The organism is Alteromonas sp. 5NS40-0096, assembly GCF_057544385.1.
Map to the genome: position 1 here is coordinate 370366 of NZ_BAAJLQ010000004.1, position 25722 is coordinate 396087.

The following is a 25722-nucleotide window of genomic DNA, read 5'->3' on the forward strand; positions in this document are numbered from 1 at the left end:
CGCGATGCCAAAAATAACCTTGTTCAATGTGACGAGCGTGATCCAAGCGTTATATGCGCTGATTGGTCTTGTCATTGTTATTGTTTATCCATTCGAGGAAGTGAACCAAACCATCGTCGCCTTAGTGTTGTATTGTGGCATGCCCATGGTTGGCGCCTATGGTGCTTGGAAACAGCGCTCTCTTTATTTAGCGCTGGCATTGTTCTTTTTTATTTTTCAGTCTGTAAGAAGTGCCAACGCCGAGGGTGTGTTGCTGAACATCGCGCCTATTTCTATCTCTGTGCCTTTCGGCGATTTCGCCAATGGGCAAGGTATGTACATTGATTTCTTTGCGATTGGGTTGGCGCTGCTTCTGGTTATTCTTATGCGAAAGTTAGCGTATAAACAGCTGAAAAAAAGGTGATGTTACCATCACTGTTGTTGCAAAGTATGTCGCCTGCTTGTATGACAACTTAGCATACGATTCCGATTCCCTTGAACTGTGAGAGTAAAGATGAGACGACGTCTTATTGTTTTCATACCAGTGCTCGTATTGACGCTGACCGTGCTAACCGTTCAGGGTCGATCAATATGGTATCCCATTGCTGCTAAATTTATGAGTAAGAAAACGGTTGATGACGTCATTCGGCAATATGGGAGTGACGCTAAGCGAAGTCTAACACCGAGTTTCGAATCTTCGGGGGTGACTTATCCGCCGGCAAAATTGGCACTGGTCGCCTTCAAAAATACGGCTGAACTTCACGTATGGGCAGCTAACCAAGACAATCAATATGTACGGATAAAAACGTATCCAATTCAAGCTGCCAGTGGTGAACTTGGGCCTAAATTACGAGAGGGAGACAGGCAAGTCCCCGAAGGCCTATACAAAATATCAAGTTTCAATCCTAACAGCGCATACCACCTTTCAATGAAAATAAACTACCCCAATGAATTTGATTTGAAACACGCCAACGCAGAAGGGCGCGAGCAACCGGGATCGAATATATTCATTCATGGCAAAGCGGTATCTATCGGCTGTTTAGCCATGGGCGATGAAGCGATTGAGGAGTTGTTTACGCTGGTGCACGACGTAGGTAGACAGCATACCCAAGTGATCATTTCCCCTGTAGATCCATCGATTCAAAAACTGGTAGTGCCCCGGGACGCACCAGAATGGACTAGCGATTTGTACAGAAATATCGAACACGCATACGCACAAATTGATCCAAGCTATCAAAGGTAAATCGATTTTTTGTGACAGGTTTCACCCTCTATTAATTGTTCGCTCGTTGGTTAACAAAACCACTAGAAACAGAGAGAAACCTAATGAGAAAAATCATACTACTGATGTGGGTGAGTTTGTTCACGACGAGTTCACTATACGCCTCACCATTGCCTGATTTTCCTTTTGTTGCTGTTGAGGGGACCGCGACTAAACAAATCGAGCCTGACCAAGCGACTATTACCTTTTCAGTGACTAGCTATGCCACTGAGTCGAGACAAGCTTATGAAGCATTAAGCAACGCGTCGCTAGCGGTGGTTAATTTGTGTCAAGCACTCAGTATTCCGGATACCGACATCACGGCGTTTCAGATAGATAAACGCGTTAAGCGCAAGCGTGACAAAGATTACAATGCCTTAGATATCACAGGTTACGAGTTTTCTCGGCGATTCAAAATTACCCTTTATTCACTCGACAAATATGCAGAGCTGACATCTCAGTTGATGGACACTCAAGCCGTCAATGCTACCCAGGTCGTATTTGATTCTTCAAAACGTGAAGCTGTGCAATCCTCGTTAATTCACGAAGCCACTGAAAAAGCCAAGCGCAAAGCTAACCAAATGGCGATGGGGTTGGGCGTAAAACTGGGAAACGTATTCGCGTTTAATGATTCGGGATCGTTTGAGAACGCTTTTGCGACGTTTGCTATCGCTACACCGATGGCGGGTAGGTTATTGACAAAACAAAGACTGTACGCGGATATGGCAATGTCAGAGACGCTATTTCGTCCTCAATACATTGAGATTTCCAAAACCATTAATGTGATTTATGAGATTCACCCCTAGACAATTGAGGCCCAGCAAAGTGGGCCTTTTTCACATTGCTTTTGGCTAGCGAACCAAGTGCCATTGGGTTTGCCGACCCGCTAGATACCACACCTGCGTCCCGTCGAACACGGCACTTTGCTCGAGTTTGATTTGTACCCACTGATTGTCCCATTCGGGAATTTGTACTGCGACATTCCCTTCAATGGCATATCCCGTATTGTGGTAAAGACGCCAGTCACCTTTTATCGGTGTTGGCCCTTGGTTGTCCCACATGCCAATAGTTGGGCCACTAGCGTGACCGACAAAACCTAGAGGGTGGGTGTAAGTGCTACTGATAATGCCCTGGGCTTCGCTGCGAGCTATGGTATTGGCTAGAATTTGGTTACCCGTGAGGCCAGTTTTAAACTGGCTGGTCAATATATCTTGCCAGCGATTGCCTACTGCAAGCGCATCTTTAAAGCCAGTTGGCACGTCTTCTTCACCGAGTTTCAGTACATAGCCCATCTCCTGGGTATCGGTGCAGAGGTTCAAATAACAGATCCCTACGTCTGTGTGAAGTACGTCCCCAGGTAAGACGGTGCGGCCAGTTTTGCCCATAAACACGTCCTCTTTTTGGGTCTCATCTCCTTTCCTTTGAATATTGACATAGGGCTGAAACCAAGGACGCAGCTGGAGCGCTTCGAAGCGCTCGCGAATATACCAAGCGATATCATCTGTCGTGGTGACGCCAGGTGTAATCACTTTGTTAGAAAACGCCTCTGCAATGACGCCACGTGCTAGCGTGACCACTTGAGGATAAACACGTAGCTCTTTTTCGCTGCGAGTTTCCATCCAACGTACAACCAAATTCTCTGCACTGACCAATCGCTGCGCATATTGTTGTGGCAGGTGTTGCAGAAGTTGTTGGTGTAAACCAACCGATAAACCGTCTGCTAGGGCCCAATCGCGACTCATGTTGATTCCAATACGTTTGGGGTCGCGTTCTGCAATAACCTCAGCGAGGCGTTGCCATTGTTCCGATTGGGAACCGCCTTGCCAAACGGTAGGATAGAGTTCACCTATGGGGTAGCGGCTAACGCTGAAACGCTCAACGGTGCCATCAGCTTGCTTACTGAATACCAATAATGTCGTGCGCCTAGCGGCAAATGTGGGTTGGGGGACAAGTGTATAAAACAGCCTGTCTTCGCCGTATTCTCGATTGATAACAAGCCACATATCGAGATTGGCTTCTTCCATTAGTTTCGGTAATAAGTTATCGAGACGGTCTTCGACCATAGCATTGAGCGGTTTTACGCGGGCTTTAGCTGACAGAACGTCGGGTAACGTACTGATGACGCGCCCTTGACTAAAATCTTCGGCACCCAGTTTACAGCTGAGTAACAACAACAGTGGCAATATTATTTTTCTCATGGTCATCCTGAACCTAATGTAGGGTAAAGTTTAGTATGCCAAGGTTTGTTTAAAATAACAGCGCGGTGTTGGTCGCTTTTACTCTGTATGAAATACGATTGACGCGGTACACCCGCCAGTTTCGTTGTCGGCTAATTCAAACTGCCAATCGTACTTGTCACATATATCCCGGACTAAAATGAGGCCAATGCCGAAGCCTTCGTATTCTCGCGGTTTATCTCCCAGCCCAGTGCCATTATCGACAATGTCTATTCGAGTGCTGTCTACGAGCACAACAACTTTGCCTTCAAATGAGCAACCAAGGGCGTTGAGTAGCAAATTTTGTATTGCTGCTTTTAGCAACAATGGATGAGCGGCTAGCGTGAAAGGTGCTCGTAGTTGCCAATAGCATTCCACGTGATTGGCGGCAATTTTATCTTCGATATCTTGGTTTATTTTATCGAGAAACGTTGAGTCAACATGCACGCGCTCCTTTTTAAGCGCGCCTTCTCTGGCTAACAATAAAAAGGTGTTGGTCAACGATGCCATTTGTTCACTGGCATCGTCTATCCTCGACAGGTATTTACTGTCTACACCTTGTGTACGCATATTACTTAGCGCTCCGCGGATGATCGTCATGGGGGTACGCAGCTCGTGACTTATATAACGCGTGAAAGAACGTTCTCGTTCGAGTTGTTGAGCTTGCTTCATATTGTAGGCATTAATGGCTCGAACAATTCGAGCGAATTCAAATGTAGAATCTGGCTCCACTTGGTAGGGTTTAAATGCGTTAGCATCAGAGGTTGATAGTGTCATGGCTAGCTCATTTATTGGTGTCGTAATTTGCCTGACAGTTTTCACAATGTAAAAGCAAACGAGCAGAAACAATAGGATTCCGGACGCCAGCAATAGTAGCTCAAACAACACAAAATTCGCGTCACTCCACTCAACGGCATCAGAATTTTCGAGTGCATAAACTATTCTATTCCCATCAGGCGTGGCAATTTCTGAAGCAAACAACTGAAGCTCGGAATCATCGTCAAATGTCATGTGCATCGACCCCGTCCAATTAGGGGTTACTTTTCCTCGAATCATAGTGGGGAGCGATTCAAATTTGTCGTATAAGGTCAGCAATGGATCAATGGTGATATCGCCACGAACACCTTGTCTGTACGAGTTGAAATGGTGTGATGCCACTATGCTTAAACGACGCTCGATGACCATGTTTTCTGTTTTCATCATCGAAAGTCTAAAAAACATGGCGTAAAACAACAGCATAAAACCCGCGCCGAGTAGAAAAACGCGGATGATCAGGGCACTGAACTCCGGGCGTTTGGTGTGGGCGGTTTTCATTCCTCGGCCTCGATAGCGTAGCCCACTTTGGGCAAAGTTTTGATCATCGCGGTGCCAAACGGCTTGTCGACAACTTTGCGAAGCTGGTAAATGTGTTTTCGCAAGACATCGTCTTCTGGCGGTTCGTCTGTCCAAATTGCCGATGTAATGTCATCTCGTGATACTGGTGACGGATATCTTTGAATCAGCAACTTTAAAATGCGGTAACAGGATGGATTCAAGGCTAGGCTGGTTTCACCGTGGAAGACTTGGTGGGTGGTTAAATCCATCATCAGTGGGCCACAAGTTAATTGTTGCTTAAACGCATCTCGACTGGCTCGCCTTACTACAGCCGTCAATCTTGCGTCTAACACCTCCAAATCAAAGGGCTTAACAATGTAATCATCTGCGCCTGTTCGAAACCCAGTGAGCATGTCTTCGTCAGTGTCTCGCGCAGTGAGCATAATAATCGGTGTATCGACGTTGTTTTTACGCAATTCACTGCAAACGCTTAAACCATCTATTTGCGGTAGCATAAGGTCTAAGATAATACAGTCATAGCGATTTTCCATTGCCAGCCACAGGCCCTGTCGGCCTGTCATGGCGTAATCCAACTCACATCCTTTGTGTTCGAAAAAGTCGAAAATTAATTCTGCAATGGGTTTGGAATCTTCGATTAAGAGCAATTTCACCGTTTGACCTCGCATAACCACAATACTCGGGTATTAGTCTGATTTTCTTCTCGACAGTTCAGGTTTTTCGTTTGCTGTTTGAGCTTTTCAGCAGCAATAGGTGCGGAGGCTAGGTAAAACGCGGGTTCAGATGATATGACTTGTTGCAGGGCATCACTAGTCTCGAGTAATCGCGCAGTACCGTTAGAATAAAAGCGAGCTGAAAAAGGGCGCTCTTGCCAGTAGTACAATGGGATGTGTTCGAAATCAAAATGCTTACTTGTAAGCAACTGCTCCTCTGACGTTTTGTTAAAGGCACCTTGGTAGTAAGCCAACAGAACACTAATCAGTAAAACCCATGTCACGGCGGCACCGCTCAATAGTCGTTTATTGAGAGTAAATTGCTGCGCTATCAAAATGGCCATAGCGCTAAACCCCGGTAGCACATAAGCGGTGAGAATATTGCCAGAGAGTGTAAACAACATCATTGGCGCGAGCATAAAACACACGAGGTAACGCGTGAGTAGGGGATGGCCCGAGCTCCAAGTAGCCGACGATATGACCTTCCACATTCCGCCACCGATTAGCAAAAATGACCAGGGAAAGGCAGTTACCAGCCAATACAACCAAATCGTGCCTCGCGGTTTGTCGTGAGCAGTACCGTACAGATCCCCTTCCCAGCCTGAAACCACAAAGCGTTGGAAGTGCTCGCCCAGTAGGAAGTATTCCAAGAATCCCGGCGTTTTCACTTCAGCCAGCCAATACCAGGGCACTGTCAATGTGACAAACAGCAAGGTACCGGAAATCAGCGGTAAAGCCGTAAAGGCTCGTTTAAGGTTTCGGGTTGAGAGTGCCCACAACAGCAAGGCAATGCCTACAAGTACTATTGCGACAGGTCCTTTGACTAACATGCCCAGAGCAAGACTCACGAAAAATAGATGACCATGAAAATACCTATCGCCTTGGGCAAAAGCTTTCCAATAGCTAAGCATGGCGAGTGTAATAGTCAGCAATAGTGCAGTATCTGTCATGACCATGCCCATACTGACAATAAAACCGAGGCTGGAGACTAACGCAAGGACAGCGACGAAGGCGGCCGAAAACGACAGGTGTTGGCGACAGAAATGAAACACTAAAACGATCACCATAAGGCCGCATAAAAAATGCGGCAGGCGAGCGCTGAATTCTGATACGCCCACTAAGGTAAATCCTGTGGCACTTAGCCAAGTATGAAAGGGGGGCTTTCCCCAAAACGGTACATTGTAATCAAATTGCGGCGTAATCCAGTTATTGGTTTCAAACATGATTCGAGCAATTTCTGCATACCTAGCTTCGGTAGTATCGAAAAGCGGTAAACCATACATGGCGAAAAATCGAGTGAGTAGAAGCCCTACCACAATGATGAGTAAAGGCGTTACGAGATGAGCACGTTCGTTAGCCATTGGCTTTCGCCTCTGCGAAGGCGAGGGCGGTTTTGGAGTCACTGTCCATGACCAAGTACACAGGCCTGCCTTTTGATTCGACGAAAATTCTACCCACATATTCGCCAACAATACCCACAGCAATTAATTGCACGCCGCCCAGAAAGAGCTGAATCAACAAAAGGGTGGGAAAGCCCGCTACGGGTTCACCGAATAACAAGGTTTTAGCGCCAACCCATCCGCCATACACAAATGCGCTGAGCGACACTATGCTGCCTGCGAATATGCCGAGTCGAAGGGGCTTCACACTGAAAGCAGTAATACCCGAAAGGGCTAGACCTATGAGCTTAATCAGTGGCCATTTTGTCTCTCCTGCACGGCGTTTTGGCCTGTCGAACGTCAGGGTCGTTTGCTTAAATCCAGGCCAACTCATGAGTCCTTTCATGTAGCGGCTTCGCTCTGGCAATGCTCTTAGGTGTTCGACAACCCGCTTGCTTAACATGCGAAAATCTCCCACGTCTGATGCCATTGGGGAATCTGATAACCATTGCAATAGTCGATAAAATTGTTTCGCTGAGAACGTCTTGAAAAAAGACTCGCCGCTCCGGCTGCGGCGTTTCATATTGATGATATCGAAACCTTGTTCCATCTTAGCAAGCATCATGGGGAGTAGGCTCGGTGGATCTTGTAGGTCGGCATCCAAGATGGTGACAGCGTCCCCCTTTGCATAGTCAAACCCTGCTGTCATCGCCGCTTCTTTGCCAAAATTTCGACTGAGATTTACCACGTGAATATCGGCAAACAAACAGGTTAAGGTTTGCATAATTGCCCAGCTCTTATCAGTGCTGCCATCATTAATATAAATAATTTCGACGCGACTTTGGGTTAACGTCGAAACTACCCGACATAACTCGTGATGGAACACACCCAGTACTTGTTCTTCATTGAAAACAGGCACAATGATGCTCAAATCAATGTTGGCGCGGCGGCTGCGCCCTTTGGTTGATAGAGGAGCGGAAATTAACTGCATGGGTTATCTCATTTTTGTGAATACTGAGCCACGTTAGCACTGTGAATGTCTAAAAAATGTGCCTCTCGACTGACAATTTTTGGACAGGGATGCGCGTAGTCTTCATCTACAACAGAATTACGGTGGTGAAGCGTGCAGTTCTTTCGATTTTGTATCGTTGGCGGTGGTGTGTTTATTGTCGATATCGGTGTGTTCGCACTGGTCGAATGGTACTTAGCACATCCGTTTTATTCGAGAATATTGAGTTTTTGGGTTGCCGTTGTGTTGTCGTGGGCAGGACACTACTTTTTTTCATTTCAACGCCAACAACAAACAAGGCGTTGGCCATCACTGATACGATATGTCGTGGCTTGCCATGGAACGGGTTTACTGAATTTCGGTGTTTTTTCTCTACTTGTGGCAATAGGCGCAGATGTGTATTTCAGTTTTGTTTTCGGAGTACTCGTGGGCTTGGGGGCAAACTACATTTGCGCTAAGCATATCTTCCTAAACAACCGAGCGCGATTCAAGCTAAGCGATAGCAGAGGTCTTCCGTGAACTCGCTATGCATATGTTTTTGCTTCGTTAGTGCGCTCTGAAGTCTTGAGTTTCAAAATAAAGCGGCTTCATAGGGCCACACATTGCCAGAGCCATAAAGGTTTGTCCTTGTTTGGGTACAGGGTCGCCAGTGCGAATCTTTGTGATACAACTTTGGTCGTCGTACAACAAGATCTGTTGGTCGAAACTCGGCGGAAGCGTAATTTGGTGGATCAACATATGTTTGCTGCCACTCAGGGGCACTTTGTCGTAGACATGAGAGTTCGTGGCAGAAGGTAAGTCTTTTAATTCTCGCAAGTAGATTTGTTCCTCAAACGTAATGGTCACTTGTTCATGAGTAGGCATGCCGCCGCGCTCAAAATGGCCAAGATACACATCAGCTTTTACTGAAAATGATTCCCCGCGTTTGAGGCGCTCTAGGTTGAAGCGCTCTGGTTTTATTGTGACTAGGTCAGCATCTTTCACCATAATCAGAACCGCGCTAGTGTCCGTCGAGACGCTGTAAACAATTTGGGCGTCGTGAGGTTTGTGGTACAAAGGCATATGCGATGCGTACATGGTTGAGTCAGCCGTCATCAGTACCATTCCATGTACACCAATATAATCTGGATCGAGCGGGCCTAATTCTTCCGGCGCGTCGTCTTGGGCGAGTGCAGCATTGGCTAACAACGCCAATGTCATTAAAAATAGTGAACGCATAAGATACCTTTGAAACAGCTTTAGTCTTTAGTATAACGTGTATGATACTTTTATCGTTGCATATAATGGTATGACCTAGCCTAGATTGTTATCAAAAGCGCGAAATTTCACATTTGTTGCTTATTTCGCGAGTGGTTGGGCCAAATTATCACTATTAGACTACCGAGAATCATTGTTATACCAGACCAGCCTTGTAGCCCAATCGTTTCATTGACAATGGTTACCGCCAACAACGTTGCAATCACAGGCTCAAGCAAGGTGATAACAGTTGCCGTACTCGCTTTCACTTGTGTTAAACCATAGCCAAACAGTTTGTAGGCGATGACGGTTGGCACTACAGCCATATAAAGGCCAACATAAACCCCGGTCGTAGTCTGGAAAACTGTACTGCCGGTTACCACTAAAATTGGCAGTAGCATTATGCCACCAATACCAAATTGACTCCCCATCGCAGCTCTAGAACTGATTCCCTTATTGATTAGTCTGTGCCCGACCCAAGAGTAGGTCGCATAACTCAGGCCTGCGGTTAATCCTAACAGTATGCCAAAGGCGCTGTTATCACCAATTGGGTTATCGCCAACCTTTGCTTTAGCAAAAGACAAAAGCATCACCCCGATTAGGCCGAGTAGTGCGCTCATTTTCCATTTTTTGCTGAGCTTTGTATGGTCGAAAATGCGTTCTAGCATAGCAGTGAAGATAGGGGCGGAGCCGATAGAAATGACGTTGCCAATGGCGACACCAGCGAGTTCCATTGCACTATAAAAAGCCAGTGGGTAGATCACAATTGAACCTGCCCCGACGAGCAAAAGTCGCCATTCTTCTTTCAACCTACAGCGATGCGAGCGAATTGCATCAATGGACAGTAAAGCTAACAAACAGCCTCCGACGCCCATAGTGATGGCGGCGATAGTAATCGGATGCACTTGATGGGCATAGGTGGCTGCAGTGCCCGTTGTGCCCCACAAACAAGAGGCGATAACAATAGCGAACACACCAAATTGGGAATGGCGATGTGTCATGAATAAGGACTCAGCAACTGCTCTGCAATATCATAGGCACTTGTCATTTTATCGCTCTCACTGGCTAGGCCAGCAAGCGAGATAGCCCCTTCAAGCAAGAAGGCCAAATGGTTTGCTAGCGTTGATATGTCTTTGCGCGAAGCGGGATCGCTAATCATTTCAGTTAAATGTTGTGTTATGAAAGCGTGAACTTCATCTTTGTGGCGTTTCACCGCAAGCCTTCCAGGGCTATTAGCTGGCATTTCGGCGGCGGCATTGAGCAAACCGCAGCCTCTGAATCCATTGTCATAGTCAAACTCGGCGTGATCTTGGTAAGCCATAAATATCGCCAAGATGGATTCTCTTGGGGTGGAAGCGTTCTTCAATCGGCTATGGTACAAGGCCAACCACTCATTATGACGAGCACGAATGTAAGCCGCGATTAACTCTCCTTTCGAGCCAAAATTGTTATACAAGCTCATCTTCGCCACACCTGCCTCCGCAATGATGCGGTCAATCCCCGTTGCGGCAATACCATCGTTATAAAACAGCGTGGCGGCGGCTTCCAAAATTTTGCGTTTTGCGTTCATAATGATCAAATTAGACAGACTGGTCTACCTAGAATGTAAAGAAATATAAATTAATATCAAGCAAAATTGCACTTGGGCGCGAGTTTTCTATAGTTAAGGTTACCCTCAAACTCATTACACTTGGCGCCGAAGATTTATGGATAAGTCGGTTTCAACAGTATCATCAGGACTCATTGTTCTCCTTGGAATACTTGTCATTAGTGGGTGGTTTGGCGTGACGTTCACGGAATTGCAGTTACCGCCAAGCTTTTTTCTAATGCAGTTTTTGACAGCCTTTCTGTTTGTCGTTCTAGGATTAGCGACCTTTGCCAAGCTTGCTCAGTACAATCGGCTCGCGTTTTTCCTCACTGTCATCTGCGGTAGCCTCGCGAGTTTATCTTTTCTGGAGTACGTTATTGGTGTGCGCAGTAACGTAGAGTCGTTTTTTGGCATACTGCCACTGGGTAAAGCGGATGTTTTTGTCGACCAAATGTCGCCGATTACCGCACTGTGTTTTATGATTTGTGCTGCAATTAATGTCGTTGGCTTTCGATACAGTCATCGCGGCTTATTACTCAATGTAAAAGCCTTATGGTTGGCACTCATTTGCTTATCCATTGCACTGGTTCCTCTGATTGGTGTGTTGTTTGGTGTTGAATTTCGGCTTTACGCGGGTAGCTGGGTAGGGATGTCGGCACACACGTCTATTGGCTTTGTGGCGTATTCGGGAAGCTGTATTTTTACCTATTTCAATCAACGCTTGTTGCCTTCGGCATCGGCTTACAAATTCGTTGGTGTCATCTTGGCAAGTGTGAGCTGTGTTTTCGTGTGGCAAGCCATGATTGTCTATGAAGCGAGTAATGCCTACGCTCATATGCGTGAAAGCATGAGGGAAATGGTATCAGAAACGAATCAGCACTACGTTCGAACGCTTCAGGAACTGGAACGAATGGCGATTCGATGGGAAGACGCTGGACGCATTCCTCAACATGTTTGGGCTAGCGATGCCAGAAATATGATCCTGGATATGAACTGGTATCGGGCAATAGAAAGAGTCGATTCCAGGGGGATTGTACGTTGGGTGGAGCCGCTAAAGGGTAACGAATCGGCTCTCAATCTCAATTTGATGTTTGAATCTAATCGTCGAGAAATGCTCGAAAGCGCTCGGTTAGCCGACACCAGCACGATTTCTGCTCCCGTTGACTTGGTGCAGGGGAACAAAGGAATCTTAATGGTATCGCCTCTGTTAATGGATACGGGCGAGTTTGACGGCTATATGCTAGGTGTATTCAACGTGCGCTCGTTCTTTAACTATATTTTTGGTGAGGGATATTCTCGGCAATTTCGAGTCGAAATTCAGTTCAAAGGCGAAGTCATTTTTGAAACTGAGACGGGGGAACACGCAGAGGGAAGCGTCAAAGAAATGGTACAGAGTCAGCTAGCGATGGCTGGCTATTCGCTGCACGTTTATCCAAAGCCCGATTTGCTGAAAGACTATCGTTCGAGCCTACCGGAAATCACGTTATTTATTGGCATAGTCTTGGCGTTACTTTTAGGTACGACGCTTCAGTATTGGGAGCATTCACAGGTTAATCTCAAAGCCTTGCAAGCTAGTGAACGGCTGGCCGCGGATAATTTAGCCATGCAAAAGGCACTGCTGGATAATCTCGGAGAGGCTGTGGTTGTCATTAGTCAAAACGGGGAAATTCGCCGCTTTACGCCGGCCGCGGTTAAACTGTTTGGCCATAGCGAAATAGAAGTCTTGGGTAAAAACGTCTCCGTCCTTATGCCACCGGAGTTTCGTCAACATCACGACCTATTCATGAATAGCGCAGATTCGCAAATAGTCAATCGTATTCTCGGTCAAACTCGCGAACTCATTGCGATTCACAAAGAGGGTCAGCGCTTCCCCGTGACTATCACAGTGACAAGTGTAGAGTTAAACGCGGAATCGCTTTTTGTTGGTGTAATCCAAGATATCAGCGGGTTAATTGATACCCAAAATGCGCTGCGCGAGGCGAAGGAAAAAGCCGAATTGGCTAATCGCTCGAAAAGTGAATTTTTGGCAAACATGAGCCATGAAATTCGAACGCCGATGAACAGTATCTATGGCACCTTACAGATACTCGAACGTGATTTTAACAAACGCAATACTCGCGAACTTATCGAAAAATCCATCTATTCAGCGAAGTCGCTGATTACCATCATCAACGACATACTCGATTTTTCTAAAATTGAAGCAAAAATGCTCATCATTGAATCCGCCCCGTTTTCAATCATTCGCGTATTCGAGTCGGTGTGGCGCGACGTTGAACCCGCTGCCGACGCTAAGGGCATTAGATTAATGAAAAAAGTCATGCCTGATATCAATGAATATTGGCAAGGTGACGCGGTGAGAGTGCGGCAAATATTTCTGAATTTAGTATCCAACGCAGTGAAGTTTACTGACAAAGGCAAAGTCGATATTAGTCTGAGCGTCTACAGTAATGAAGGCGTGCCAACGATTAGCTTTGTTGTGCAAGATACTGGTGTGGGGATGACGCCAGAGCAAGTCAGCAAACTGTTTGAGCGGTTTGTTCAAGGCGATAGCTCTACAACGCGACAGCACGGCGGCACCGGGTTAGGCATGGCGATATCGAAAAACCTCATCGATATGATGCACGGTACGATAGCCGTAAATAGTGCGCCGGATTTGGGCTCTCGATTTGTGGTTAACTTACCATTACCAAAAGCGGAAGAAACCGTAATCGACACTGCGCCAAGTCGACCAACGATACCTGACCTGTCGGGTTTCACTTTGCTGTTGGTCGAAGATAATGAGATTAATCAGGTGATCGCACAATCGATGTTAGAGCCTACTGGTGCCGCGATTGTGTTGGCGATGGATGGGCTGGAGGCAGTGCATTGTGCAAATCAACAGCAGTTTGATCTCGTACTTATGGACATACAAATGCCTGTTATGGATGGCATAGAATCCTGCCAAAAAATAAAAGAAGCGCACCCAGATTGGCCGATCATCGCATTGACCGCCAACATTATGGATGAAGATGTTAAATATTATCGCGACATTGGTTTTGACGCTCACTTAGGTAAACCCATCGAATTGAACAAGCTCTATGGTTTGATTGCTGATACGCTAAATGTTGGCTAGGTAGGCCGTGCCCTACTTTAAGTGAAATTGGGTCAATACGCCCTAGTGATTCTTTATAAAAGAGCCGATATTACAATGACTTATAAAGCAATAAATTTAGCACAAAAGTACACTAAATTTTCTGATCATTGGTCTCCTCGCGTCGTAGCCCAAATGAACAACTACCAATTCAAACTGGCAAAAGTAAAAGGCGAGTTTGTTTGGCACAAACACGATGATACCGATGAAGTCTTTATTGTCATGCAAGGTACATTGCACATTGCGTTCAGAGATGGTGACGTCAAGGTGGATGCAGGGGAAATGTTCGTTGTGCCTAAAGGGGTAGAGCACAAACCCTATGCCAATGACGAATGCCAGATAATGTTAGTTGAGCCACAAGGCGTGATAAACACCGGAGAGGCTAACAGTGACTGACTGCGGAAAACGATGTTTGGGTCTAGCTCAATCGACTCCTCAGTTTGATGGAGGCTTGCTTACTGATACACTAGCGGCTCCTTGTCCGACCGTTATTTGTTGTTGACGGTTTGGGCGCATATCAGCGTTTTCAGGATGCTCGATGATTGAATACGGTTCACAGGTATATCGACGTGTAATTTACTGCATGTCTCTTGGTTCATTCCTGTTATTTTCTAACCTCTATTTGTTTCAGCCGATAATGCCGATTCTGGCCTTGGACTATGATTTGGCGCCGACACAAGTCAACTGGGTTTTCGCGTCCACAACGCTAACACTCGCACTGTCTTTGGTGCTTTGGGCGCAAGTCTCCGATGCCTATGGACGGAAAAAAATCATGCTGCTCGGTCTTTACTTGCCTGTAGTGATCAACATCGGGTTATTGTTTGATGACAGTTTTCGGACCCTGTTGGTGGCGAGAGCATTGATGGGAATAGCACTCGGCGCATTCGCTGCTATCGCTATGGCTTATATGGCTGAATTACTATCGGCTAATGCGCTGGCGAGAGCGATTGGAGGTTATATTGCGGCTAATTCTCTTGGTGGCATTGCAGGCAGGCTCACTGGCGGGATTTTGACTGACTTATTCAGTTGGCAGTTCGCGGTTGTCGTCTTGTCGATTGCGACATTCATAGTGGCTCTTATACTGCAAAAATGGTTGCCAAAAGAACAAGTGTTCTTATCTAAAAAACTATCGTTTTATACATTGTTTCGCGAGCTCTACCAACACACTAGCAATACCAGTGTGTGGTTCGCGATGCTTATTGGTGGGTTGAATTTCGCACTGTTTGTTAACTTGTTTTCGGTTTTGGGGTTTCGCCTTACGCAAGCACCGTTTAGTTTGCCTACAAGTGTCACATCTTTGATTTTCTTGTGTTATTTGACGGGGACCGTTACAGCAAAGCTCAGTGCTAACTGGACTGAGCGTCACAGTGCAATTCAAGGGTTTTACTTGGGGGCTGGGGTAAGTATCCTGGGATTACTGCTCGCTTATTTTGATAGTGTGGTGGTCATCATTGCCAGTCTACTATTGATAAGCGCTGGCGCGTTTTTTGTTCATGCATTGGCTTATGCTTGGGTAGGCGCACACGCGAAAACCGGTCGAAGTACAGCAAGTGCATTCTATCTTGTGCATTACTACGCTGGAGGCAGTGCAGGTGGCTTCTTACTCTTGAAAAGCTGGACTGATGCTGGTTGGCTCGGCGTCATAGCGAGCAGTTTAACTCTGTTTTTGGGAATATTTATTCTTGCTTTTTTATTGAGTAAAAACAGTAATATAAATGAGATGCCGAGTTAGTTACTCGGCACCTCTATGGGTTAGTGGATATCCCAGCTAGGGAAGGGATCAGGTAATGCAGCCCAAGCGTCTCGACCAGCTAGTACTTGCTCTTCTGTCAACAAACAAGCATCCAAACGCGCAATGATATCGGCCTTGTCCAGACCTTGGCCAATAAAGACTAATTCCTGTCGCATATCGCCAAATGGCTCTACCCATTGGGCTTCGATGGATGCGAGGTAGTCAGGATCGTCTGGCCACTGGTCTTTGGGCACGGCTTTCCAAAATAGCCCCGCTGCCCCATATCTAGCCATACCACCTGCTTGGCTCCAACTGCCAGCAAATTGCGGGCGGGTGGCCAGCCAAAAAAAGCCTTTTGACCGTACTAATTTGCCTGCTATTTCTTTGCTGTGTAAAAAGTCATAAAACTTTTGGGGATGAAAAGGTCGTCGTGCAATGTAAGCGAAGCTGCTGATGCCATATTCTTCGGTTTCTGGGACGTGCTCTCCACGCATTTCTTTCAACCAACCTGGAGCTTGCTGCGCTTTTTCAAAATCGAAGCGGCCAGTTGCCAATACCTCTTTCAACGGTACTTCACCATTTTGAATAGGGATTTGAACCGCATGAGTATTTAAGGTGCTCAAAATACTCTTCAAACGTCCTAAGTCTTCTTCGGAAACCAGGTCAGTTTTACTGATCAAGAGAACGTCGGCAAACTCAACTTGTTCGACAAGCAAGTCTGCAACACTTCTTTCGTCCTCTTCGCCAAGGCTTTCGCCGACGTCTTGAAGCATTTTGGCTTCGTCGTAGTCTTTGAGGAAATTGAGCGCATCCACGACAGTTACCATGGTGTCGAGAGTGGCAATATCGGAAAGGCTGACGCCTTCTTCATCGGCAAACGTAAACGTTTCTGCCACAGGCAACGGTTCGGATATACCCGTTGATTCGATGACTAGGTAATCGTATTTACCTTCTTTGGCAAGACGATTTATTTCTTCTAATAAGTCTTCTCGCAAAGTACAACAAATGCAGCCGTTGCTCATTTCTACGAGCTTCTCTTCTGCGCGATTTAAGCTGATTTCGTTTTGAACCGTGGCGGCATCGATATTAATTTCACTCATATCGTTGACGATAACGGCGACTTTTAAACCTTCTCTATTGGTGAGAATATGGTTGAGTACCGTCGTTTTCCCAGCGCCTAAAAAGCCAGAAAGCACGGTAACCGGTAAGTTGTGGGACATGGTTATACTCGTTGACTTGGGATTGAACACAACAGTTTTTACCTTAGCCTGTTGGGAGAAAACTGTCTGAGTAGCTCAGTATAACGCATTTTTGTTATTGTTATAATGTATCATTTTTAAGAGCCGTAGCTGCGGGCGATGGTGCGTATCGTGAAAGCCAAGGAGTGACGTATGTTTGTGGTGATGTTCGAATTCGTTGTAAAAGCTGGCCAAGAGCAAGCATTTATGACGGCTTGGGGAGAAACAACTCAAGGTATCTATTTGTTCAAGGGGAGTTTGGGCTCTCGGTTGCACAGAGATAAATCAGGGGCATTTATCGCGTATGCCCAATGGCCGGATGAAAAAACGTATCGAGAAGCCAACGACATCACCATGTCGGACGGTTACGAAAAAGCGCGAGATGCAATGCGCAGTGTGCTTGATTTAGATGCGACACGTGTCCTATTTGAAATGGAAGTAGAAACTGACTATCTGCAACGCAGACCTTTCGCGTTGTAGTCTTTGAAAGACCAAAAGTTTATGAACACATTGAATAGTGGCAGAGTGCCCCCATTTGTGACTTTGGATCGGCGTCTATAGTGGAATGCCACTTTGAAATACACATTGACTTCATTGCTAATCACCGTGTTGTTGCTCATTACGGCTCCAGTAGGCTTGAGCGCGTTTGAATCAAAAAGTGCAGGTGATTTTTCCGACCAGTTCTTAATATCCAGCGATGGTTCACGCGATAACCTCGAACTCTTAGCCGATGACCATGACTCAGTCAAAGCGCCACTACCGCAGCGTCTAGCCGGTAGTGATTTCCAACATCAACAACAGCAAACGCCTAATTACGAGCTAGTTGCTGAATTTCTCCCTGCTGATTTATCTGCGAAGCACTTTGTTTACATCCGCACTATTCCAGATGTCCAACCTTGGTATGAGACAACTGCATATGTACCCAACCGATTTCTACTGTCGGGATGGAAAACAACCGATACCGCTTTACCGTTAACCTATCTCGATACTCGTTTTTCATAAGCAATCTTAAATGTAATTGCGACGGGCAGTGATGGCTCGTTGAGGAATGAATGTCGCTGAGCACAAGCACAGCGACGATTGAAAAAGAGTATCAAAATGAAAAATCGAATATCGTTAATGCCATCCCTTTGGCGAAAGCTCGCTATTTTTAGCGTGCTGATCATATTGGTTGGTAATAGTCTTCCAAGTTTTTTTGGGCAACAAGAGCAAATCCTTGTCACAGGATTGACGACCCCAGACATAAAGCGACTAAGTCCATCTGCAGCGTCATTGATCGACAATGCAAAAGACATCCTTGTTACCGAAACGCCGGCCGGGCAAGTTGCCATTCAATTCACGAATGACGAGCACGATACGCAGCAGCTTCACACCGCAATGAAGGCGCAGCTAGAGGGGCACGGGGAAGTCATATTGAATCAGGTTAGCGCGGCGCCTCTATGGCTTTCAGCTTATACCGCCGATCCGATTAAACTGGGATTAGATTTGAACGGTGGTGCGCTATTTGTATTGGAGGTAGATACGGAAACAGCGCTGCGCGAAAGAATACAAAATATGACCCAAGCTCTACAGAGTAGGGTAAGAGAAGCTCGTATTCTTGGTACGCGTGTGGTTGCTGATGGTACGACGGGCCTGTCTATTTCATTCACGGCATCGCGAGCACCAGCAGTCAACACAATCGTTCAACAGTTTAAGTCTAATTATCAAGGCCTGACTGTCGCCAAACAATCTGTTGGCAACATACAGTTGAGATTTACGCCAGCTCGTGAACAAGCGCTCGTAACCCAATACGTAAACCAAGCGCTTACAACAATGCGCAGCCGAATAGAGCAGCTGGGCATCACTGAAGCTGTCATTCAAACACAAGGTAAGGCGCGTATCCGCATTGAGATACCAGGTATCAAAGACTTGGAAAAAGCCGAACGCTTGATTGGCGCTACCGCAAGTTTAGCGTTTTATCAGCTAGCTAAGCATGCAACAGACCAGCCTCGTTTCTACTTGAACAGCGAAAAATATGGACGCTTCAATCTAGCCGCCAGGCCTATCTTCACTGGCTCAAACATCAGCGATGCGCAGATGGGGCGCGATGAACAAGGCTTGCCCCTCGTCAATTTGGTATTGGACAACACGGGAGGAGCCAAAATGTCGAGTTTTACCAAAGACAATATCGGCAACCCGATTGTCACCCTGTTCTCAGAATACGTTTTGGATGAAAACGGGGGGATGAGGAAATCTGAGAGCGTAATCAATGTTGCAAGGGTCCAATCCCAGTTAGGTAGCCGTTTTAGCATCACCAATATGGCCAGTGCTGAGGAGGCGCAAGAATTAGCCATGCTTTTACGCGCAGGTTCATTGGAGGCACCAGTGAGTATTGTGCAAAAGCGCATTATCAATGCGTCATTGGGTGAACAGAATGTCAAAAATGGCATGCTGGCCCTCGCTTTGGGTTTGGCAATGACAATGGGCTTTATGATGCTGTTTTACCGACGATTAGGCGTTGTTGCAAACATCGCACTTGTACTCAACTTGTGCTGCTTAACAGGGTTGATGGCCCTTACTCCTAACGCGGTTTTAACACTCCCCGGGATTGCTGGACTTGTGCTTACCGTTGGCATGGCTGTCGATACGAATGTACTCATTTTTGAACGGATACGGCTAGAGAGAGACAAAGGCGTTCCGCCCGCAACGGCGATGGTGCTGGGTTATAAGAACGCATGGACAACGATTCTCGATGCCAATGTTACCACCTTAATCTGCGCACTAGTCATGTTGAGTATTGGTTATGGTCCGGTAAAGGGGTTTGCTATTGCCCTGTCGTTGGGTTTGGTCACGAGTGTTTTTACTGGTGTCGCTGTATCGAAAACACTCTCAGCTTATTTAGGGGCTGACTGGTTACTCAAAGGCAATGGAGGTGCGGCATGATGACGTCTGTACGCAAATGGGGATTGGTTTTGGCGGGCATTGCTATGCTGATCTCCACAACGGGGCTATTGGTTAAAGGATTAAACTTTGGCATTGAATTTACCGGTGGTGTCGTTACGGAATTTACGACAACGACCTCACTGCAGCAGCCTCAAGTACTTTCGCAGTTAGCGGCCCATATACCTGGAGAGTTTAGGCTAAATGGTTCACAAGATGGGCAATCTTGGACCTTGCGTCAAAGCGACGAGACCAGTATCGAAGCGCAGCGTAACGTGCTGAGTCATATAGCTTCACAGCAACATTGGCCACTCCAACTTGAAGAGTCCGTCTTTATGGGAAGTCAAATTGGCAACGAGCTTATCGAAAAAGGGGGAATAGCTTTACTAGTGGCCGCGCTTTGCATGATGGCGTATGTCACGTTGCGTTTTGAGTGGCGACTTGCAACTGCAGCGATAGTCGCACTGTTGCATGACGTGCTTTGGGTTTTGGGCTGCTTTGCGTGGTTCCAAATTAAATTCGACTTGGCTGTGCTGGCGGGACTCTTAGCCATTATGGGTTATTCATTGAATGACTCAATCATTGTCGGTGACAGAATTCGAGAGTTGATGCAAAGCGAACGCTATTCAGATTTAGATACGTTGGTAAACGCCTCCATTCGCTCTACATTTCGACGCACGCTGATTACCTCGACGACGACCTTGATCACGATTTTAGCGGTGGGCTTGATGGCGGGTGAAGTACTTGGAGAATTCGCTTTGTCACTGGCCATTGGCATAGTTGTTGGGACTTATTCCTCTATTGTTGTCACCGGCACCTTACCGATAACCCTTGGGCTTCCCATTGGGGTTTATCGTCGAGAAGCGGATGACATAACAGAAGAGTATTCTTGATAAAGGATTGACCTAGTCAGCAAAGCAACCGAGGTTGTTTTGCTGACTATAAAGCGGTTCGGCCTAGCAACAGCTACAACTCTTGTGACCAGAATTTTTCGTCAACTCTCCCGCCGTGGCTGCGCGAACTTCCATCACCTCTACTGCAAAGCGAAGTGACTTTCCCGCATATGGATGATTGACGTCGATATCTACTGTTTTCAAACCGTGTTTAATAACAATGCCGTCTACTAGGTCATCACCAGCCCTGACTTCTACTTCCGTTCCTGGCTTGAGTTTTCCTTTTACGGGTTTTCCGCCAGGCAAAAACACGTGCTTTGCAGCGACGCGCCCTTTTGCTTCCTCATTATAATGGCCATAAGCTTCTTCCGGTGCCAATACCACATCAAAGCTTTCTCCTGCAGACTTGCCTTCAAGAGAGCGTACTAGCCCGTCCAGCAGTCCATCAACGCCGTGAACATAAACGTTCGGAGCATCGTCATAGGTAGATTCCAGCGTTTCACCATTTGTATCGTCAGTGAGACGGTAGTGAAACGTGACGACGGCGTTTTGTTGAATTTTCATTGAGTACTCCACATGGCCAATTGCTTGGACCAAACATTGCGATTTATTGTTGGTAAATTTTAGAGCGCGTATCTACGCATATTCCCTTACAGATTTCAATTAATAATAGTTCTTATTTGCATCTGTAAAAGCGCGAAGCGTGATGGGGTATTGCTGTCGAATAGTCTCTCAATCTCGAAGTGAAAAACGAGCGACATCAATGTGATTGGGTATCGTATTCAATATCGCTGATGACAGAGAAATAGTCGTTGATTACTTTTTGAAACTCAGGGTTGGTGACTAAGTCTTTAAAGTAAGGCGAATCCTGAATATTCCACCAATTCTGATTGAAGTCACTGACCCAGCCTTGAGAAATCGCTAACTCCAATTGATGGATGGCGTCATCGTGCTTACCTTGCAGCGCTAACACCGACGCTAAGCGTATATCTGCGTTATCACTCCCCGGCGTGAATCCCGCGCGAAGTTGCTCTGCTAATCGGGACAAAATATCTTGCCCTGTTGGCTCATTGCCTGTCTTTAGCAATAAGGCAGCATACACACTGTATATCTCGAAGGGTAAGTGACCTGGCAGTGAGTTGTTATGGGGTGGCAACCCATGTTGTTCAAACGCTTCTAACGCAGCTTCATATTGGCCCAACTGCCACAACGCATAAACCAAAGAGAGTTTAAATCTGGGATTATTGGGATACATCGCTTGGCGTTTTACCAATAACTGATAGCTACTTTGGATGTCGCCTTTTGCCCCAGCAATGGCGGCATGGGTATATAAATCATAGAATTGTGAGCTGGACTGCGGTGTGGTGTTTACGATGTTTTCGGCCAGATCTATGCGGTTTAACGTGAGATAAAATAGCGCCAAGGTATTGCGCTGATGATCGAGAAGCGGTTCTGGTAACACAGAGGCGAAGTGCCATTTTGCCATGTCACTTAAATTTTGCCGATTGAGAGGAACATAACCCGCATTGTCTGTTGGGTTGAGGCTGTTTTTGTTTAACAGCATGCGATAGCGATTAAAGTTAGCAAAACCGTCTTCAACTTGTCCGCGCACGACTTGTGCCGTGGCGACTTTGCGATAGACATAAGGGCAATTTGAACACTGTTCTAGCGCTAATTGTGCTTGTTTTTCTGCTAACTCAAGCTCGCCTTTTACAAACAGCCAGTCACTGTACGCCAGCCGCTCACTCACCAGAGGTGCTGAACCGACAAATAGCTCACTAAGGTCGTCTTTGAGAGACGAATTTGCTGGTGTTTGCAGTAGTGCAATGAGCCGTTGTCCGTGGTTGGTTAGGGCTGGCGCTTGGCTGATGGCTTGAGCCTTCGCTAGCCAAAAATCCCGTTGTGTTGGCTGCGTTTTGGCCATTCTTATAAAACTGTACGCCAGTTCGAGTTTTGGGGTTGCCCAATTGGGCTCTGTTGTATTGATTTGTTGCAGCACATCAATCGCTTGCTCTACGCCCTGAGTGTCTCCGCGATACAGTTGATAGTATGCCAGTTGTAGGTCTCGTTGTGCTTGTGCACTGGGTTCATCATGTGACGGCCAGAACCCTACAATGCCAATAGCAATAAAGGTGAGCGCCAGCCAGCCTAATACTGTTCGAGTCGGCCAGTTTACGGCGTTGGCAAGGGATCCTTTCCGATTGGTTGGTTCGTTAGTACACGCAACAGTGGATTCTGGTGTGTCAACGTGTTCTTGATTCTCAATCGCTGGCGAGACGGGCTCAGCAGGAAGCAGTAGTCGGTACCCGACTTTGGATACCGTTTGAATGTAGGTCGGCTTAGTCGCACTGTCGCCTAACGCTTTTCTCAACTGCCCAACCAAATTGTAGATCGCATTATCGCCGACAACTTCGGTTGGCCAAATTGCACCCACAAGTTCATCAAACGTCACTACCTGTTGACCACGCTGACAAAGATATACTAACAAAGCCATGACTTTGGGAAGTAGTACTTGATCACCGTTTTCACCGGTTATGACATTCTCTTTGACCTTAATGATGAAGGGTCCAAGTTGATAAACCTCAGTGTCGGAAACGGGACTATCCATGGCTAATAGGCTACTGTTAGAAAAATAATAGGATTATTTAAGGACTTGATTCAAGGCACAATACTAGTATGCGCCATCGAATTCAATTTCACTGTATAAGGATGATATGAAATCTACTCTATGGCTTGTCGCTCTGTTGTTTATGGTCAATGTGCCTAAGTTGCAGGCTTCGGTATCGGTTGGCCCGAATTGCAATAACCTAGTCACTGCACTCAAACCTTATGTTGAACAAGGCCTGTTTCAAGGCAATGTCATGCTGGCAAAAAATGGCAAGGTTTTGTGCATGTACAGCGCTGGTTTTGCCGATGAAGCGCGACGGATAGCGAACGATCACGAGACACGTTTTCCGATAGCATCATTGAGCAAACCTATCATTGCGAGTTTAGCGCTTAAGTTACAAGAGCAAGGCCAACTCGATTTAAACGCTACCATCAAGACGTACTTACCGGATTATGATGCACCATGGGCCGACAAAGTCAGTGTTCATCACTTGTTATCCAATCGCTCAGGGTTACCCAATCATTTTATGTTACCTGGTTGGGGATCGGGCAAATACCAGTACACCGAACCCCATGACAAGCTACTCAATACCATCGCGAAAATGCCCCTGAGTTTCACACCGGGTACCCAATACCAATATTCCAATTTAGGCTGGCTATTGTTGGGCGAGGTCATTGAAAAAGCGACTCAAACCAGTTTAAAAATGAACTTGGTTAGGCATGTTTTTATTCCGTTGAATATGGATAGTTCTGGTTTCGTAAGCGGTGCTTCTGCTCCATTAGCTAAAGAGTATCGCTGGGCAAAAAACGGGGGATGGGCAGCGCAACCCAATATGAATATGCAGGTTTTTCAGGTTGGTGCTGGGCTGTTTTCTAATGCCTACGACTTACTGAGTTTTCTCTATGTGCTGCATCAGGAAAACTGGTTAACGACGTCCAGTCTAAAGCAGATGTTTTCGCCTGATACGCCCTACGGCTGGCGAGTCGAGTCTCTGACTCTTGGTGACGGACATACGCGAAGTGTTCACAGCTATGACGGCCAGCTCAAAGGGTATAGTAGCTATGTTTATCAAGTACTAGAAGACAACCTTAGCCTAATTGTACTGAACAATACTGGGATGGGATTCCAGCATAAAAAACGCTTGGCTGACGACGTACTTAGAGGATTCTACGGTTTATCGTTGCCAAACAGAGTGGCGTTACCTTCTATGCAATTGCACAAAAGCCTGCTCGACAATACTTGGTCTAAAACCTTGGCAAAGGTGAATACTAAATTACTCTCTGATTTAGAGAACGCCATGCTGATTAACGACCTTGCGCAACAGTTGGAGTGGTCTGGCAATACTGCCTACGCGATTGATTTGTACGATTGGTTGACGAAAAGTTTCCCAACCAATCAAGCACTCAAACAAACTATGGTGCGATTGTGTCGGTCAGTTATGCAGCACGACAAGTGCAGTCCCCACGATATTAATGTGGGGATGACGGTACTACCACTTCATGACGAATCAAGGCAGGCATGGCGGAGTCTAACGCCGCGACCGATTCGGACTCATGTGTTTTACCCCACATACGATCAAGATGTCAGCCCACTGACACTTGGTCCAGAATCACTTCCCCTGTTTGATGCAGGAGACGTAGTGCATAACGGTAAGCCTGTAAAAGGCGGGTATCCACTGGTACTCATGTCCCATGGTACCGGAGGTTCTGCTCCGCAAATGTTATGGCTGGCATCTGCACTGGTCAAAGCAGGGTATGTTGTTGCCGCGGTCAATCATCACGGCAACACTGCCATCGAGCCAGAGAAATACCCAGAAGGCTTTTTGCTGTGGTGGGAGCGCAGTCGAGATTTAGCCAAAGTAAAAGATTGGATTGAGCACCACGATATGTGGCGCGACGTTGCCAACACCGAAAACATCGCAATAGTGGGTTTTAGCCTTGGAGGATATACGACCTTATCTGCGCTAGGGGCCATCACCGATAAAGCGAGGTTTAGCGCATACTGCGAGCAGGCCAAAGATGATTTTAGTTGCCAAGCACAGCCTGAATTTGCGTCCGTGCTACAAGCCTTTCAACAGGTTGAACATTCAACACAAGTACAACAAAGTTTGGCGCGACAAGGTGATAACTACCGCATTGCCAACGTGAGGGCGGCGGTATCGATAGCTCCTGCTATCGTGCACAGTTTTGAGCCAAATTCACTGGGTTCGATAACCGTGCCAACGTTGCTGGTTGTTGGGGAGCACGATCGTATTGCGCCTAGCGAGTTTAATGCGCGATATGCGCATAGCCTTTTGCCTAACAGCCAGTTGCATGTTATCGACGATGCGATTCACTACAGTTTTTTATCAACCTGTACCGAAAACGGTAAGCGTAAGCTCGCTGACTTATGCGCAGAACCTCATGGTCGCAATCGGCAAGCCGTTCATGATCAAGCTGTCGCTGAGATTGTGTCGTTTTTACAACAACACGTCCCTTCTCGTTAAAAGC

Annotated in this window: 23 protein-coding genes; 12 read left to right on the plus strand and 11 right to left on the minus strand. The window is 46.5% G+C overall.

Annotated elements, in window-relative coordinates:
• The first annotated feature begins 4 nt into the window (after nt 1–4).
• The 3 genes from AC27G9_RS14310 (at nt 5) to AC27G9_RS14320 (ending at nt 2046) form a co-directional block, all read left to right on the plus strand.
• Nucleotides 5–403 carry a hypothetical protein gene (locus AC27G9_RS14310; RefSeq protein ID WP_487075112.1) on the plus strand — a complete coding sequence of 133 codons (399 nt, stop codon included), beginning with the start codon at nt 5–7 and terminating at the stop codon, nt 401–403.
• A 90-nt stretch (nt 404–493) separates the two neighbouring features.
• The gene (locus tag AC27G9_RS14315) at nt 494–1222 is read left to right on the plus strand and encodes a L,D-transpeptidase family protein (RefSeq protein WP_487075113.1); all 729 of its coding nucleotides are present in this window, start codon (nt 494–496) and stop codon (nt 1220–1222) included.
• 83 nt (nt 1223–1305) lie between these two features.
• A complete protein-coding gene (locus AC27G9_RS14320; protein WP_487075114.1) occupies nt 1306–2046 on the plus strand; it encodes an SIMPL domain-containing protein in 741 nt (246 codons plus the stop codon).
• A 45-nt stretch (nt 2047–2091) separates the two neighbouring features.
• Here AC27G9_RS14320 and AC27G9_RS14325 read toward each other — a convergent pair whose 3' ends face one another.
• The 5 genes from AC27G9_RS14325 to AC27G9_RS14345 all read right to left on the minus strand — a co-directional run bounded on the left by AC27G9_RS14325 (nt 2092) and on the right by AC27G9_RS14345 (nt 7871).
• Entirely contained in the window at nt 2092–3438 is a 1347-nt protein-coding gene (locus AC27G9_RS14325; RefSeq protein ID WP_487075115.1) for a M24 family metallopeptidase, read from the minus strand.
• Nucleotides 3439–3516: 78 nt separating this feature from the next.
• Entirely contained in the window at nt 3517–4770 is a 1254-nt protein-coding gene (locus AC27G9_RS14330; RefSeq protein ID WP_487075116.1) for a sensor histidine kinase, read from the minus strand.
• A complete protein-coding gene (locus AC27G9_RS14335) occupies nt 4767–5441 on the minus strand; it encodes a response regulator transcription factor (RefSeq protein WP_487075117.1) in 675 nt (224 codons plus the stop codon). The genes AC27G9_RS14330 and AC27G9_RS14335 overlap by 4 nt, the downstream gene beginning before the upstream one ends.
• A complete protein-coding gene (locus AC27G9_RS14340) occupies nt 5438–6862 on the minus strand; it encodes an ArnT family glycosyltransferase (protein ID WP_487075118.1) in 1425 nt (474 codons plus the stop codon). Before AC27G9_RS14340 ends, AC27G9_RS14335 begins: the two co-directional genes overlap by 4 nt.
• Nucleotides 6855–7871 (minus strand): glycosyltransferase family 2 protein, encoded by a 1017-nt coding sequence (locus AC27G9_RS14345; protein WP_487075119.1) that lies wholly within the window; start codon nt 7869–7871, stop codon nt 6855–6857. The genes AC27G9_RS14340 and AC27G9_RS14345 overlap by 8 nt, the downstream gene beginning before the upstream one ends.
• 132 nt (nt 7872–8003) lie before the next feature.
• On the opposite strand from AC27G9_RS14345, the gene AC27G9_RS14350 reads away from it, so the two are divergent.
• The gene (locus AC27G9_RS14350; protein WP_487075120.1) at nt 8004–8408 is read left to right on the plus strand and encodes a GtrA family protein; all 405 of its coding nucleotides are present in this window, start codon (nt 8004–8006) and stop codon (nt 8406–8408) included.
• 27 nt (nt 8409–8435) lie between these two features.
• On the opposite strand, the gene AC27G9_RS14355 is transcribed toward AC27G9_RS14350, so the two are convergent.
• The 3 genes from AC27G9_RS14355 to AC27G9_RS14365 all read right to left on the minus strand — a co-directional run bounded on the left by AC27G9_RS14355 (nt 8436) and on the right by AC27G9_RS14365 (nt 10695).
• Nucleotides 8436–9107 (minus strand): hypothetical protein, encoded by a 672-nt coding sequence (locus AC27G9_RS14355; RefSeq protein WP_487075121.1) that lies wholly within the window; start codon nt 9105–9107, stop codon nt 8436–8438.
• A gap of 107 nt (nt 9108–9214) precedes the next feature.
• Nucleotides 9215–10126, minus strand: a complete 912-nt coding sequence (locus AC27G9_RS14360) for a DMT family transporter (RefSeq protein WP_487075122.1) — start codon at nt 10124–10126, stop codon at nt 9215–9217.
• Complete coding sequence (locus AC27G9_RS14365) at nt 10123–10695, minus strand: TetR/AcrR family transcriptional regulator (RefSeq protein WP_487075123.1); 573 nt, start codon at nt 10693–10695, stop codon at nt 10123–10125. The genes AC27G9_RS14360 and AC27G9_RS14365 overlap by 4 nt, the downstream gene beginning before the upstream one ends.
• 136 nt (nt 10696–10831) lie before the next feature.
• Here AC27G9_RS14365 and AC27G9_RS14370 point away from each other — a divergent pair, with 136 nt between their 5' ends.
• From AC27G9_RS14370 to AC27G9_RS14380, 3 genes are all read left to right on the plus strand, one after another.
• A complete protein-coding gene (locus tag AC27G9_RS14370) occupies nt 10832–13825 on the plus strand; it encodes an ATP-binding protein (protein ID WP_487075124.1) in 2994 nt (997 codons plus the stop codon).
• 75 nt (nt 13826–13900) lie between these two features.
• Nucleotides 13901–14239: a cupin domain-containing protein gene (locus tag AC27G9_RS14375; protein ID WP_487075125.1), complete on the plus strand. Its 339-nt coding sequence runs from the start codon at nt 13901–13903 to the stop codon at nt 14237–14239.
• A 142-nt stretch (nt 14240–14381) separates the two neighbouring features.
• Nucleotides 14382–15575 (plus strand): MFS transporter, encoded by a 1194-nt coding sequence (locus tag AC27G9_RS14380; protein WP_487075126.1) that lies wholly within the window; start codon nt 14382–14384, stop codon nt 15573–15575.
• Nucleotides 15576–15595: 20 nt separating this feature from the next.
• Here the strand turns inward: AC27G9_RS14380 and zigA are convergent, their stop codons facing one another.
• Entirely contained in the window at nt 15596–16795 is a 1200-nt protein-coding gene (gene zigA, locus AC27G9_RS14385) for a zinc metallochaperone GTPase ZigA (protein WP_487075127.1), read from the minus strand.
• 171 nt (nt 16796–16966) lie between these two features.
• Between zigA and AC27G9_RS14390 the strand changes: the two genes are divergently transcribed.
• The 4 genes from AC27G9_RS14390 (at nt 16967) to secF (ending at nt 20625) form a co-directional block, all read left to right on the plus strand.
• Nucleotides 16967–17293: an antibiotic biosynthesis monooxygenase family protein gene (locus tag AC27G9_RS14390; RefSeq protein ID WP_487075128.1), complete on the plus strand. Its 327-nt coding sequence runs from the start codon at nt 16967–16969 to the stop codon at nt 17291–17293.
• A 93-nt stretch (nt 17294–17386) separates the two neighbouring features.
• Nucleotides 17387–17815 carry a hypothetical protein gene (locus AC27G9_RS14395; RefSeq protein WP_487075129.1) on the plus strand — a complete coding sequence of 143 codons (429 nt, stop codon included), beginning with the start codon at nt 17387–17389 and terminating at the stop codon, nt 17813–17815.
• Nucleotides 17816–17911: 96 nt separating this feature from the next.
• Nucleotides 17912–19735, plus strand: coding sequence for a protein translocase subunit SecD (secD, locus tag AC27G9_RS14400; protein WP_487075130.1), 1824 nt, complete (start codon nt 17912–17914; stop codon nt 19733–19735).
• A complete protein-coding gene (gene secF / locus AC27G9_RS14405) occupies nt 19732–20625 on the plus strand; it encodes a protein translocase subunit SecF (RefSeq protein ID WP_487075131.1) in 894 nt (297 codons plus the stop codon). Before secD ends, secF begins: the two co-directional genes overlap by 4 nt.
• 63 nt (nt 20626–20688) lie before the next feature.
• Here secF and AC27G9_RS14410 read toward each other — a convergent pair whose 3' ends face one another.
• Both AC27G9_RS14410 and AC27G9_RS14415 read right to left on the minus strand, forming a co-directional pair.
• Nucleotides 20689–21189, minus strand: coding sequence for an FKBP-type peptidyl-prolyl cis-trans isomerase (locus tag AC27G9_RS14410; RefSeq protein WP_487075132.1), 501 nt, complete (start codon nt 21187–21189; stop codon nt 20689–20691).
• 196 nt (nt 21190–21385) lie between these two features.
• Complete coding sequence (locus AC27G9_RS14415) at nt 21386–23233, minus strand: winged helix-turn-helix domain-containing protein (RefSeq protein ID WP_487075133.1); 1848 nt, start codon at nt 23231–23233, stop codon at nt 21386–21388.
• 106 nt (nt 23234–23339) lie between these two features.
• Here AC27G9_RS14415 and AC27G9_RS14420 point away from each other — a divergent pair, with 106 nt between their 5' ends.
• Nucleotides 23340–25718, plus strand: coding sequence for an alpha/beta fold hydrolase (locus AC27G9_RS14420; protein WP_487075134.1), 2379 nt, complete (start codon nt 23340–23342; stop codon nt 25716–25718).
• Nucleotides 25719–25722 lie beyond the last annotated feature (4 nt).